This is a genomic window from Zobellia barbeyronii (assembly GCF_018603515.1).
GTDB lineage: Bacteria > Bacteroidota > Bacteroidia > Flavobacteriales > Flavobacteriaceae > Zobellia > Zobellia barbeyronii.
This window is the reverse complement of the sequence record NZ_JACATN010000003.1, coordinates 46,924-61,848: the sequence shown is the minus strand read 5'-3', so window position 1 is coordinate 61,848 and position 14,925 is coordinate 46,924. Positions and strand designations below refer to the sequence as shown.

Sequence of the window (14,925 nt, the reverse complement as noted above, 5' to 3'; positions counted from 1 at the left end):
ATCAGTGCTTTTCCTTTCCAGGAGGTATCACTCGTGCAAACTAAATGAGTGCATTATTTTTTTGAAATATCCATTTCTAAATCAGTATCAAAATGCTGCATTCGTTTTAAAAGTTTTTTTGCTTTTTTAGCATTCAAATCAATTACATTTTCAGACTCGGATTTATCATCTTTTACATTGAATAATTTAATTTTAAGGTCTGCCTCAGAAAGTTTATGCCAAGAGGTTTTTCTATACCCCTTAATTAAATACTTCCAATCTCCAACACGAATACCGTCAATTTTTGTTGAATTAGAACCATAGAAAATCATTTCTTTTCTAGGTGATTTTTTGGTTTTTCCGCTGAAAAAATATGACATATCGTAACCATCAAACACTCTATTTTTTGGTAAAGAAATACCCGCATAATTAGCTATGGTGGGGAAAATATCAAGTGATGAAACAATTTCATCGCTAACCGTACCAGCTTTTATATTACCTGGAGCCCAGATAATTGCCGGAACACGTTGTCCGCCTTCATACGTATCGAATTTTCTTCCCTTGAGCGGTTTAGCAGAACCGTGACGGTTTGGTCCGTTATCAGAAGTGAAAATCACCATTGTATTTTCATCTAAACCATTCTCTTTTAGTGTTTTTAAAATTTCACCCACACTCCAGTCAATTTCTTGAAGGGCATCATAATACGGGGTAGTTCCACTACTTCCTTTGAACTTGTCACCAACAAAAACAGGCACGTGCGGAAATGAGTGAGCGAAGTATAGGAAGAACGGTTTTTCTTTATTCTGCTCGATAAAAGAAACGGCTTCTTTGGTATACCGTTCGGTAAGTGTTGTTTGATTGGTAGGGTATTCAATAATCTCATTTCCCCGCATTAATGGAGGTTTGTTTTTAAGGTCTTCTTCGGGCACCTTAGTTAGGTTTTTTTCTACTCTACTGATATCCGAAGCCATATGTTCATACGTGTAGTTATCGTTTAATACTACATCTTTTGAAATGTCAATACCTGGAGCAACAGACATGTTATTGCTGTACGGAATACCGTAATACGAATCAAAGCCTTGATTTAAGGGTAAATACTTTTTATCATGCCCCAAATGCCACTTGCCTACCAATGCGGTTTTATAGTTCTTTTCTTTTAAAAGCTCTGCAATGGTTACTTCATCCGGAGGAAGTCCGCCTTCATTCGGTTTAGGAAACAATACACCCGGCACGCCTACACGTTTGGGCATTCTTCCCGTTAATAAAGCAGCTCTGGAAGGAGAGCAGACAGATGAAGCCACATAAAAACTAGTGAGCTTTAGACCCTCTTTGGCCATACGGTCAATATTTGGGGTTTGTAAATTACTCGAACCAAAACAGCTCAAATCTTCATACCCTTGGTCATCTGTGAAGATGATAATGACATTTTTAGACTGAGCTTCTATCTGTGCTGAAGAAAATAAGAACAGAAAAAAGAAAACTATTTTAAATGTATTCATCCTATTTTTTGGTTTAAGGCCATCTCTTTTTTGAAATGTGTGTAATGCTTAATCTTTGTTTGATGAAAGTTTTGAAAAGGCTATAATCAACTTACCCTCCTTTGTTTTTCCAAGTAGTTTTCCTGCAAAATTGATAGCTGTAATTCCGTTTCCGGTGCCGTTGAATTCAATAATAAGGTCATTCCCTTTTTTCTTGGTTTTAATAGCTTTTGATCCCCTTCCAAAATCAACCTCCTCCGTAGCACCGAATCGCAAAGAGGCAAGGTCAATATCTTTTTGAGCATCAAAACCCTGTTCTGAAAACACCAGAATTTTAATCTTTTTTGTGGTTGAATCTATCTTCTTTTTATTCAACATCTTAATGCGTTTATGCACAGTAAGGGGAACAATAATATTTTTAGAACTGTGTTTATCTCTGGCCAAATCATCTGCCTTTGAGACATCTATTACTGCAAGAGAAAGATGAGTGGCTCTACCATACTGGTCCTGTAATACATGGGGCCGCTCTAATTTGTACCAATGGGTTCGCGTACCATCTTCATAGGAAGTATTGTCTGGTGTATATGCCGTTCCGGGATTGAATTTCCAATGGATACCATTTGGGGAACGTAGGTAAATTGCACGATAGTCCCAAAAGGCATTAATCATCATATGGTATTGTACTTCATCTTTCCAAAGTACTGGGTCTTCGTAATTGGAGTTTCTATATTTTTCGGGAATAATTTGGTTGTATCTAATCTGATCGGTCAGAACGGTATACGGCCCTAGAGGATCAGCTGTTTCACTGCGCATCATTTCTCCGGCCTTTGTCACAAATAGAAACCTACCATCTTCTAACTGAACTCCAGATAGATTACGATAATAACGGTACGACAGTTTTTCATCTTCATTTGTGCTTTTCCAATCTACCGTCATAACCCCTAGACGTTTCCATGGGCCATTCATGGTTTTGGAAGTAAATAATGTAGCTTCCCAATTTACCAAAGAATAAAACAGATATGTATCGTCGTTTAACAATATAATATCGGGATTATGGCCCAGCCCATTGTGAAAATCATACGCCGTATCTTCTTTTACCTTGTATGGTCCAGTAGGTGCTTCAGAGACCACATGCGCTACAGTTGAATTTGGCCATTCCCAATGACCTTTAGTTGCGTTTGCTGGCCACCTAGTTACCAACATATGGTATTTGTTGTCTCTATCTTTTACAGGTCTACCACCCCAATAGCTCCACTCAGGGTCTTCAATACCGTTATCCGGGTCACGAGGCAAAACACCCTCCGTTCCCCAAAGATCGGTTCTTAGTTTATTGTGAATGGGCATCGGTAGAATAAGGTCGCTAAAGGAAGCTCCGGAAACTGCTTTTACTTTTGCTTTTACTATTTGAGAAGCCATGCTTTTATTACCTGAATAATCGTGTGCAAATACCAAATAGGAGTTAAGGGAATCTTTTATAGGGGTAAAATCTACATATTTAGAATCCGTAAGGTCATGAGCAATTTGTCGTAGATGGTTCCCGTTGGCATCCCCCCTATAAACCGAATAATTGGCTACATCAATATCTGGGTTTTTCTCCCATTCAATTTTAATCTCGGTATCAAATGCCTTAATTTTTAGGGCTGTTGGAGGGGTAGGGGCATCACTGTCTATTTTCTTAAGAAGTACCTTGTTAGATCCTCCAGATTCTGAGGTGTTGAGACGGGTTACAACGTAGCTATATGTAATACCGTTAATAAGGTTTGTATCCGTAAAGGTAGAGTTAGGGGTAGTATTCAGTTTTTTGTATTCTCCGTTTTCACCTTTGCTTCCGTATATTGAAAATGTACTATCTGGATTTGCTTTTTCATCTTGCCAATCTAACTGAATACCTTGGTCAATAACTTTTCCTGAAAGCTTAGGGCCTTGTTTTTCAGGCGTTTTTATATTCAAGTTCACATAATCTAGATAGACTTTAACGTCTTCACTTGAATAGAATGAGACACGAATATGTGGAGGTCCGGCTACAACATCTGCTTTTGTAACCGTATAACTTCCTGAGAAATGTTCAACAGTTTTGTCAGAGCCTGTGAGTTTCATATTTTCGGCTAAGATGTACTCTTGATTTCCAAAGAATAGATGTAACGAAATAGTACCGTTACTTATGTATTCCAAATCGGCACCAAGGCTCCAATTCAGTTCATCACCGGGTTTCAGGTTTTGATGATCAGAATTGGTGTTCAGGGGTTTAGAATCGATATAAGCATAATCAAAAGAACTAAAATACCGTCCAGTAACCAAACCCATAGAATGACCTTCTTTTTGTGGCTCATTAGAGGGCGTCCAGAAAGGAGACTGCAATCCAAGGCGCCAAGAACCGGCCTTTATCAATTTAAAATCACCATCATTTACATTGGGATAGGGGGCGTTATCCCCAAGAAGAACGCTTTGAGCTGACAAGCCCAAGCTCCAAAAAAGAAAAAATATAATTGATAATAAAGTAAATGTAATTGTGGTTTTTTCTTTTTGCCGATGGTAATTTAAATACATCATTTTCTGAGTTACTATACGATTGTTATATGACTTTAGTGAGAAATTTTAACGCCGCTCAATTTTTAATACATAAGCGAAATCGCATGGTTTTTCTTTTGGAAATGTAACCACCAAACCTTCTGGTTTCTGTTCCCATTTGATATGTTCATTACTTCCCAACATTGAAATATTTTTGATGTCACCTGGATAGAGTTTCCCTTTACTACCTAATGTTCTAATGGTAATTTGTTCTCCTGGCCATTCCATACAAATGGCATATAGGTTTTTACCGTTTTGAGTAAACCGGATATCTTCTGAAGTATATTTTGGAATCAATTCACCATGGTCTTTTCCTTGTCCGTGATGGCCTGGATTGGTTACTTCTGTGGGGCCTTCACCATAAAATATCCATGGCATGGTGTTATAAATAGCTTCCCCATTTATCTTTAGCCAATCGCCCATGGCGTATAATTCCTTCTTGGTTTCCTCGGAAAAACTACCATCGGCCATGGGAGGTACATTTAGAAGCATTCTGCCGTTTTTGCTGGTCATATCAACCAACATATCGATTAATGTACCGGCATCCTTCACCTTGTTTACAGGGTTGTAAAACCAGGTACTACGCCACTCAAAATGACGTTGCATATTAATGTCTGCCATCCATGGGTCATATTGCATACCAAGTAAGTTCCCATCTTCTATATCGCGAAGCCCTATTCCTGGTGGGATATCATGAGTTTTGTAAAATACTTCTACCTCTTTGCCCAAGTCCAAGCCTTTGTTGAAGTAATCACTGATCAATTTTTGTTGGTAGCTTTCCGGAACACTATTTAGTTCATTAGCTCCGTCTGGCAAGAGGCGGCCATTGTCTGTGTAGTTTTTCAATTCTCCTTTTACAGTTCCGCCAAATCCAGTATCAAACCAAATCATGTCTGGCTCGTATTTATCGATAGCTTCTGAAATACGGTCAAACCAAGCTTTGAAAATAGCATCTGAAATACGACCTTTATTAGCAGTGGCGTACTTTGAATTATCTTCATAAGGATTAAGGTAAGTTGGGTCTTCTTTGGATAATTGGCCCCACATACGACTCCAAAAGTCTCCTGTATGGAAAGAGGATATTATGGGCATATTACGTTTGCGAAGTTCTTTTGCTAAACTCCCATATATATCTACATTAGGTCCTTTGTTTACGGAATTCCAATCCGTTATATCACTATCCCAATTTACGACACCACTACCATGCCATGCCACGGGCCCACCAAATTGGGCACCTGCTGCTTGCATTAAATCTGCCCACTTTTCAGCATCAAATTTTTCACCTTTCCAAGTATCAATAGCTTCCAGAACGGTCATTTCTGGATTTTTAGAAGCTACTTGTACGGTCTGAGGACCCCAATGGAAATAGATTCCGAATTTCATTCCATAAAGCCAATCTGGAGTAGTGTGCTTTTGTAAAGACGACCAATCTGCTTGATATGGCATAGCCACTTTTTCACTTATCGTTGCTGACTTTTGAGCAAAACTTAGTGTAGCGGTCAAGAAAAATAGAATGAACGTATTTAACTTAAAAAGGATGGATTTGGTTGGACTTTTCATTTAGTTCTTTGGTTTTAAATTCCTAATGATAAGAATGGCGTCTGCCTCGTATCGCCATGGACGAAAATCCCAAAAACCAAGTTCTACCATTTTATATTTCTCTTTAGGTGTGAATTCTCCAGTAATGGTATTAAACCATTGTTGCGTTGCATTTTCGTAATTGAACTCTTTTGAAATTTGAACTTTAGCAGACGTATAATGATTCTCTTTTGGGGTATACATCATAATGATGCCGTCTTTTTTATTGGTCAGGTTATAACCACTACCGTTGTAGCGAGCATTAGGTTCAAAGTTTTCAAAAGGGGCCGTATCAAAGAGTTTTTGCATATGAGTGAAATACTCAAAATGAGGCTTTTCAAAATCATCAGGCTGTTCAAACGGGTTGTGGATTAGAGCATTCCAAGAAGCCCCTTGCCAATAATACGTGGTGTAGCCACCTGCAAAAAGGCACATATAATTTCTGCGCAAACAAACTTCTGCATTGGCGTAAGCCCCAGGAAAAACTACATAGGGCGATTCTTCATAACCGCCGTGTTCAATATTGAAAATAGGTTTGTTCGGAAAATCGTTGCGAGCATTTAGCATATTTTGGTATAAAGTATGTTGCCAGTTTTGCATCGAAATAAAATCGACTTCATCCGCATGGTTTCTACAGAATCCGTAATCATGAACGGATACCAACCTATCATAAGAATCTAGGTTTCTAGTTCGTTCAATACGTTCCGAAATATAGCCGGCAGTCGCCCTTGTTTTGTGAAGCGCTTCTTTTGAAACGTCCCAAACTATATTCGGAAAAGCTTGGTATCGTTTTATGACATAATCATAATATCTGTTGTCTGCCTCAGATTCCATTTCCGGCCAAGACACTAGTTTGTTCCAAACGTAAATCATGAGATGACTAACGATTTCTTGATCGTGCATTTCTGAGATGACCTTGTCAAAATGCTTAAAAAAGTCAATATTTAAAGAACTATAGTCCGGTTTAGAGTTGGACCCTAGAAAAGGAAAAATATCTTCACGCCCGCCATATTCATGTTCAGGATGTTCGGCCAGACGCTTGTCTTTTGGCCAAGAAACGTCGTATGAATACACGTTCATGACCACCTGATTGAAGCGATATTCGTTTATTAGCGATAAGAGGTGCTTAGTCTTGGCAATATCTTTCTCTCCATAATCTAGTGCAAAGAGCCAATCGCACTCAAAAGCTAAATTGAAGTAATGGGAACCGTCTTCATAAAACAAATGTTGAGGATTATTTTCATTAAGTACGATACCTCCATGGCGTTCTGCTTTTTTATTTTCTGAGATTGAAATCTTTCCCTTTTTACCGTTTAAACCCTTGAGTTCAGAAGTTATTACGAAAGATTTTTCGCCAATGATAGCACTAGAATATCGTAAAACCCATGTGCCGTTGTCATTATAGAAAAGAGGAATTTGTTGCGTTCTTGTACCGTCGGTAACTTCAGCAGTGGCAGTAACTTCAAAAGGAGCCTTTACTTTTTTATTTACAGGAAAGATTAAATCAATAACTTCCCATTGTTGGCATTCTATGACCGTATTAGCCTTTGGATTCTCAAATATTTTGGACTGTGAACTGCCTATAAAAGGAAGCAAAAGTGCAAAGCAAAATGTAGAAAGCGTTTTTAAGTATGTTATCATTTTTGTTCTCGTTTTAACTATTATTCTGCCCAACCTTCTGTTGCTCCGTTTAGATAGGTTACAAACCAACCACTGCCCCAAGCGGCGCACCAGAGTACATCTTTGTTGTAGGGGTCAGGTTTAACGTCTACGATTTTATCTGGTTGGCCTAAACCTTTATTGATTTTTTTCCAGTTGTCTCCTCCATTTTGACTCAAATAAACACCCGGATTCATGAATTCGCCAGACATGCTAACTTGTTGACCTGCAGCACTGATTACGATTAGTTTTGAATCAACTGGTGAGGTTTCTGCTTGCCAGACAAAAGGAGCTTTAAAAATTTGTTGCCAAGTTTTACCATTGTCCGTACTGCGCCAAACTCCGCCTTCTTCATAAGTACCACCACGTTGCCCGGTAGAAATAAGTATATCCTTGGTGTTGCGGTCAATAAATACATTGTTCACCGAATTTATGACGGATGGAATAGTCATTTTCTTCCAGTTACTTCCTTTATTCTTAGAAATATAAAGTCCGCCATTTTTATCATTTAAAGCAGCGTATAAGGTTTCTGGTTGGTCAGGGTGCATAATAATGCGACGCACACTGGCATTTTTGTGAAAACCGGTATTGCTCAATTCCCAAGAAAATCCACCATCAAAAGAACGATAGAAACCATAACCGCCTTTGGTGAGTTCTTGAGCTTTTCCACCGCCTATTTCTGAAATTTTTCTAGTGGTTGAACAGAAATACATGTTATTAGGATTGTTAGGATCAATCAGAAGTGAGTTTTGAGCCGCAACACTTTGCCAAGAGTTATTGGCCGCGTCAAAAATTGTGGCAATGTTTTTCCAAGTTCTTCCACCATCTGTGGTCTTGCGAAGTTTACCTCGGTGTTCTTGTCGCCATGCTAATATGAAAATAGTATTTGGGTCATTTGGGTGTACTGCTACGGTAGAGATGGAATGGGCACCATGATTACCGCTATGATCATGAACTTGACCTTCTATTTGTTCCACAGCAACGGCTTGCTTGTCTGGCCACCCGTCTAAATCAGTAGTTTGCCACAACCCATGTTCGCCACTACAGAGTATGCGTCTATTTTTAATACCCGTTTCTAAAAGCATAAACCTACCAGGAAGATTACTATCACCTCTACCAATCCATTTGTTACTGCCTTTAGAAGTTTCAAAATCATCTACTTGCTTCCATGTCTTGCCTTTATCGGTTGATTTTAGGGTTTGCTGATCTATACCAATGTAAACATTTCCTTTAGGGTCAATAGACATCATCCGGTTACCGGAAGAACCTGAAGTACCATTCATATAGGTCTGTAAATGCGCGAATTCAATATTGGTCCCAGTGGGGTTATTTCTGTTTTTCCAATACTCTAAATCATTATTTCCTTTCCAATAGGGACCGTATCTGGCGCATGTAACCCAAGTTTTTCCACCATCTAAGCTTCGCCATACATCACCTGGGCCAAAAGTGAAATCGTGTTTACGGTTATAGGATACATAGATTTCGTTCTTGTTCAAAGGGTTAACTACCAATCTATTGAAAACAGGAAGGATTTTAGTAGGAAGAGAAGAGAATTTTTCTTTCGATTTATTTTTAGAGATACCGAACCAATAACCCATCGTTTTATGGAAACGATCAACTTCTGCCGTGGAGTGGAGGGCTGTCATGTCAAAAAATAGATTCCCTGTAATGTTACTCCAGTTTTCACCACCATCGGTACTTTTAAAAACACCTCCTTTGGAAGTTATTGTAGTTCCTTTTTCTTCATAAACCGTTTGGTCTACCACAAACAGAACAAACTCGCCTGTCTTTTGGTCATAATAAGATGTTAGGTCACGCGGTAGGTTGCTAGGAAGACCATTACCTCCTTTTGTCCATGAAAGTCCACCATCGTTACTAAGCATTAATCCGTAATTGGTTACCATTACAATATCTAAGTTGTTATTAGGATTAACAATGATTTTACCAACATCCGTCTTTTCGGGAAGGCCTTTGGTGATTTTATTCCAAGTCTTTCCCTTGTCCATAGACCTATAGATAGAACCGTAAGCTGCATATTTAAAAAAGATGCCGTTGGGATTTTCCGCTGATCTATGGTTGCTCTTTACATTCCAAAAATCGCCTGCACCTGCATACCAGATATTGTCATTGGTTGGGTCTACGGAAAGTTCACTTAAGCGTGTGCCCTGTTGTTCATAATACCAACCCTTTTCAAATGATTTAGGGTCGTTAGGGTCAATGTTTACGTCTTTATGGCTTCCGCCTAATTCCCTAGTTTTTTTCCAGTGATGACCCTTATCAATAGTTTCAAAAACCCAACCGTTCCAATCAATCGCCATCCCGTAATCAGGATTTTGTAATGAAAATTCAATATCTAAAACTCGTTTCATGTCATGACCCAAACCATCAGGGTCTTTCAACGATTGCCATGATTTTCCGTTGTCCCATGAGCCATAGCTCACATGCATATCCGGACTCATGAACATTACAGTTTCATCAGTAGGGTGGTTCCAAAATTCTTCACAATAACCGGACATGCCAGGACCAAAATTTTTCCATTCAACGGAAGGGTCGGATGCTATTTTTTCCGTTTTAATTTCTTGAAAAAAATCTGACTTTCCTTGTGCCTGTAGATTATGTCCCAAGAAAATAGTTAGGAGAAATACTATTGTTTTTTTCATAGCTCAGTGTTCTAAGTTGTGCTTATTTATGATGTTGTTATTTTTTAATCCACTCTAATTTATCAATGCTCACTCCTCGGTACGGCCACTCTACACTAGAGATATACCATTGGTTATCTTCGCCTTGAAAAATCTCGGGAGCATGGGCATTTAATACGGCAATTTCTTTCTCTTGGTCCGAGCCAAAGTCGTTCAGGTCGTTGGAGTTGTATACATAAGCTTTATGGGTATAAGCACCTTGTATGTCTTTGCCGTCCCAGCCACCTTCCCACGCGCAAACAAAAAGGTAAAAGGTATTGTTGTGAAACAGTAGGGATGGCGATTCAGGATCAAACTTGTTGGTCTTAAGAATGATTTTAGGTTTACTCCAGTTAATCAAATCTTTAGAAGTTACCATTCGGACACTTTTTATTGAGCAATACGTCAGATAATACGTGCCTTTATATAAAAGTAAATTAGGGTCTCGTGCACCATCTGGGTCCGAAAAAAGCTCTCCTTTTGGTTCCCAATCATATAGGTTGTCAGAGACTGCCAATCGCATTGGGCTATGGCCATAAACCATCTGAAAGAGTCCGTCTTTTCTAACAATATAAGGTGCGTGGTTAGCAGCTATTTCTCCAGGACGGTCTTTTGGAGTCAATATTTTAGGGAGATCATTATAGTGATGTTCTTTTACCGTTTCTTTAAAATCTGTTGCTTCTGATACGGCATGAAAAGAACCATGCTCGCCTTCGTGTATGCCATTATTGAGAGGGGTTGTTTCTACCAATGGGTGGGTAATCCCGAATATATGCCACTTACCATCATCTCCCTTTACAAAAGTATGGTCGTTGGGAACCCATTCATCATACCATTTTCCTTCTTTTAGGTTTGGTGTATCGGGGGCGAAAAAATAATCACCATCAGGCTTATAGATTCGTACATATTCATTGGCCTGTTGTGGTACCAATAAATTCTCTTGAGCCATAAGCCCAGTTTGAAAGAGTAAAAAAGATACTGCTAAAAATTGAAAGGTTCTAGTTTTCATTTGGTATAGTGTTGCTGGTAAGTTTGTAAGTATCGGTAAATACTGTGGTACTAAAGTTCGTTTAAGTCTATGTTCAATATGTGTTTAGAAATACGATTTAAAGCGGCCTTATCACCCTCAAAATGATAGGTTTTTTGCAGGTGTTGAATAGCTTCTTTCGGTTTTAATTCTCGGGTACTTGAAGATGACTCTAGTTCATAAAAAGGACCGAGTTGATCACCGTTTTCTAATGGGCCATCATTATAAGAGTTTACAACATCACCTTTATAAGGATGCTCTTGTTCGGCCCAAACGGAATTTACATAAGTGGTATCTCCCTTAAAGCTATATTTTACAATAGTGAGGATATTCTTTTTTGAATCATAACTGCCGATGTAAGGAATGATGTTTTGCGGCGGAAGTCCCAGCTTAAACCTATATGTACCATTACCTTTGTAAAGCACATGTTTGTCCGTAATGGTCAAACGCTCTGGGGGTACTGTACCAAAGTATGAACTGTTCAGGGCCAGTTTGTTGTTATAAGGTAGTATAACGGTAGTATTTTCAGAAGGAATAAACATTCCCAAAATCCAAATAGATAATAGTCCGGTGTCTTTAGACCATGCTTGTGTTCCCATATTTACGATTTCATTTTCAGACTGATAGCCTACAAAGTCGATTTGTTTTAAGTCGATATTCAGTTCTTTTTCTATTTCTTTTTGATTGAAAATCGAGACCTTTCTATTCACCTCAATATCAAATTTGAAATCTTGGTAGTTCACCAAATTCATCTTCTTTTGAAAAGTAACAGTGCTTTCGTTTTTTGCTATAACATCAAAAGATTCGGTATCTAATTCTTTGGGTGTGAACCAATTTTCAAAAGAAAATTCTGTTCCCTTTTTAAAGAAAATGGAGTACTGACCACCTTCAGGGCCAATCCAAAAACGGTCTTCGCCACCAAACGGGTTAATATGCTTTTCAAACTTTCCGGAGGCCAACAAATCATAATGCATCCACCCGTAACTATTGCCTTTTAGACCATTTGAAGTACTGGTCATTACTCTACCCTGTAACGCGGGAGACACTATAAGCAGGCTTTTGCCTTGATTTGCATTTAAGGTGATTACCTCTTGGTGCTTTTTTAGAAAATTCAAGTCTTCACCAAAAGTGTTTTGAGCTTGAAGGTTTGCACCAAATGCAAATAAAAGTCCGGTACAGAATACTAATTTTAGGTAGTTGGTCATTGCTTTGCAGTTTTAGTTCCCATTCAGCTTTTTAGTAGCGTTTATTGCACGCTCTCGTTGTTTAGCATTCAGTCCATGCTCCAACAAATACTCGAACTTAGGCGTGTTGTGGTGGCGTTTCATTTGTTTGTCATCAACATCTAGGCTCAGGTCGCAATCAAAACGGACTAAGACTACATGGTTCTTTTTCCAGTCGCGCGTAGGGTTCGCAAAATGGGAAATTCCCCAAGTAATTCCGCGACCATCTTTGGTATCGGTAAAAGCATCAGCAACAAAAGGCCCACCTGCATCGGGCATCATTTCTACCATAGCAGCTATTTCAAAATTCACCCAATCTTCGGCATATTGTATGGTGTTCAGTTCATTACCATCTCTAATGGCAAAAGCAGCAACCCCTTTTTTAAATGGAAACAAAGTAGTCTCGTGTCCTGAATTTAGTATTGGATTCAGTGGGTGTTTTTCAAAAGGACCTAATGGGTCATCTGCTATGGCCAGCCCATGCATGCGGACATTACCTTTAGTTTTGGTTTTGCCAAAATCCGACTTATAATACAGGTAAATTTTACCATTATGAACTATAGGGTAGGGGTCATGAATTGAAAACTGGTCCCAAGAGCCAGGTGCGCCGTTAGGTATTACTTCTTTCTTAAAAGGTGTCCAAGGGCCATTAGGAGAATCAGCATAAGAAACCGCAACGGGACAATTGTCCCCTCCACTTTTTCCTGGAGCTTCAGAAAAAGCTTGGTAGTATAAATAGTATTTGCCCTTCCATTTTAAAACATCTGTTGTGGTAACAGAACGCCAACCTACTTGTGGTTTTGGAGGTCTAGGAACTGCAACACCTTGCTCTTCCCAAGTAAACCCATCTTTTGATGTCGCGTAGAAAATATCGGCTAAATCCCAATCTGCAGAAGGAATAGTGTCATTAGATTCTTCAACCCTTGGAATGCCTACTGGAGCCACAGGAGTTTCCCGGTGAGTATACCAAATATAGTACTTCCCATTTTCGAAAATCACTTTAGAAGGGTCTCTTCTAGATATAGTACCATCATTATCGTGGTAATCAAAACCCTTAAGTTCCGTATACTTAAACTGGGTAAATAATTCGTTGGATTCAGGACGGGCACCTAAATAATTATCATAGTTCCGTTCTAAAGCAGCGCTCAAAGGACGGTTGGGTTTCTCTTCTGGTAAATCATACGGAAAAGCTTTTTCTTGTCCATAGGAAAGAAGAAAACTGCTAAGACTTAATACGGTTAAAATAAATTGTTTCATAATTCTGTTCTAATATTAGTGGAGTAATAAAGCTACTTTTTCTGTCTTTAGACGCTTGAAAAAGGCATCACTTTTTTGAGGAGCTTGCCTGCTGACACCCATTCCTATCAGAAAGAAGGTTGATGGAACTATTTTAGATAGGATGGTTTTGCTCATACCATTTTGGATTTTTGTGTAAACCGAAGTCTTTTTAATTTATCAAATTGATGTATAACGTATTTTGATCCAATGTGCTTTTGCTATCCCCATTTACTGGGCGGATACTAGCTGTTAGTTTATAAGGAGCGTCTGTAGATAATTTTTCATCGACTTTAATAACAGAAGTTAGATTAGCATATCCCTCGTAAGCGATAAACTTAGATTCAGCTATTTTTTCACCTTCATCATCAAATAATTTTAATTCAATTTCTCGGTCTTTATTTGCTTGATAGGTGAGAGGTATTTCTATAGATGTAGACTGTTTTTGGGCAATGATAGGACTGTCAAACGATACATTTTCATTGTAAAGGTTTATACTATTTTTTTCATCGGAATTTGGATTGTTGCTATCAACCAGTTTGTAAGCCCTAACCCAATCATAATAGACTGTATTTTTAGTAGGGTCTGCAAGTTCTTTGTCTGTTGGTAGTTCAATCCAAGGAAAGGGGTAAGTCTCCGAAACCAAACGCATGAACATAGGTTGGTCAAAAGGCTTGTCTTTTACTTTATCATAAAACTTTTGGTGTTTTGGCGTCCGGTCATTGTAATAATAGCTGGCTGTACTTTCGTCTTGCCACCAACCGCCGTAGATATTAAAGTCTTCAGAAGTAAGTTTGCTGTCTTCAAATTTGACTTGTGGTGCTCGGTAATCCTCTTTGTTACCCTCGCAATCCGTATACCAAAAATGTGAATTGGAGTGCATGCCACTGGCAAAATAACTTCCGCTGAAATCACCTTCTCTACCAACCGATTCGTGAATGTCCCATTCCAATCCGTATTTATCACAATCGTTAGGGCCTGTAAAATTATTAGAGCTAGAAAACCAAAATGTTGTTGACATCGTGGTTGCTGCAGCTTTTACCCGACATTCATAATATCCGAATTTGGTAGATTTTTTAGATACCACAGCGGCACCGGCTATGTTAAAAGTAATGTCTTTGCCGTATGCATGGACTATAGTGTCCTTTTCAAATTTTTTGCCTTCCATTTTCAAGAAACCATCACTAACCGAAACCTGTGATGGCATAAATAAACCAGGTGCTCTACCAATCCAACTAGGATGGTGGTCATACCATTTTGTAGAATCCAACTCGGTTCCATTAAACTCATCAGAAAAATCAGGGTTTAGCACCCATCGCTTACCCATAGGAGGCTTAGGTGGCCCTTGACGCGTTTCTTGTTCTGGAGAAACTTTGGCTTCGGGTGGGGCTTGAGCAAAAAGACTACCGGTTATAAAAGCGAAGATTACAATAGCTGGTTTTAGAATCATTTGAATATTT

The 14,925-nt window shown here is 38.8% G+C and carries 10 protein-coding genes; all 10 read right to left on the bottom strand.

From position 1 onward, the window contains the following. Window positions 1–53: 53 nt before the first annotated feature. On the bottom strand, window positions 54–1,478 hold the full coding sequence (locus HW347_RS08930; RefSeq protein WP_214611559.1) for a sulfatase family protein: 1,425 nt from the start codon (window positions 1,476–1,478) through the stop codon (window positions 54–56). A gap of 48 nt (window positions 1,479–1,526) precedes the next feature. After that, a complete protein-coding gene (locus tag HW347_RS08925) occupies window positions 1,527–3,914 on the bottom strand; it encodes a hypothetical protein (protein WP_214611558.1) in 2,388 nt (795 codons plus the stop codon). Window positions 3,915–4,052: 138 nt separating this feature from the next. Continuing rightward, window positions 4,053–5,585, bottom strand: coding sequence for an alpha-L-fucosidase (locus tag HW347_RS08920; protein WP_214611557.1), 1,533 nt, complete (start codon window positions 5,583–5,585; stop codon window positions 4,053–4,055). After that, window positions 5,586–7,244 (bottom strand): apiosidase-like domain-containing protein, encoded by a 1,659-nt coding sequence (locus HW347_RS08915; protein WP_214611556.1) that lies wholly within the window; start codon window positions 7,242–7,244, stop codon window positions 5,586–5,588. A 20-nt stretch (window positions 7,245–7,264) separates the two neighbouring features. Next, window positions 7,265–9,922, bottom strand: coding sequence for a WD40/YVTN/BNR-like repeat-containing protein (locus HW347_RS08910; protein WP_214611555.1), 2,658 nt, complete (start codon window positions 9,920–9,922; stop codon window positions 7,265–7,267). 37 nt (window positions 9,923–9,959) lie between these two features. Beyond that, a complete protein-coding gene (locus HW347_RS08905) occupies window positions 9,960–10,949 on the bottom strand; it encodes a family 43 glycosylhydrolase (RefSeq protein ID WP_214611554.1) in 990 nt (329 codons plus the stop codon). Between the two features lie 50 nt (window positions 10,950–10,999). Continuing rightward, on the bottom strand, window positions 11,000–12,172 hold the full coding sequence (locus HW347_RS08900; RefSeq protein ID WP_214611553.1) for a DUF6786 family protein: 1,173 nt from the start codon (window positions 12,170–12,172) through the stop codon (window positions 11,000–11,002). Between the two features lie 12 nt (window positions 12,173–12,184). Next, the gene (locus HW347_RS08895) at window positions 12,185–13,447 is read right to left on the bottom strand and encodes a glycoside hydrolase family 117 protein (RefSeq protein WP_214611552.1); all 1,263 of its coding nucleotides are present in this window, start codon (window positions 13,445–13,447) and stop codon (window positions 12,185–12,187) included. A gap of 15 nt (window positions 13,448–13,462) precedes the next feature. Then, the gene (locus tag HW347_RS08890; RefSeq protein WP_214611551.1) at window positions 13,463–13,603 is read right to left on the bottom strand and encodes a hypothetical protein; all 141 of its coding nucleotides are present in this window, start codon (window positions 13,601–13,603) and stop codon (window positions 13,463–13,465) included. A 34-nt stretch (window positions 13,604–13,637) separates the two neighbouring features. Next, window positions 13,638–14,915, bottom strand: coding sequence for a family 16 glycosylhydrolase (locus HW347_RS08885; RefSeq protein WP_214611550.1), 1,278 nt, complete (start codon window positions 14,913–14,915; stop codon window positions 13,638–13,640). Window positions 14,916–14,925: the final 10 nt, after the last annotated feature.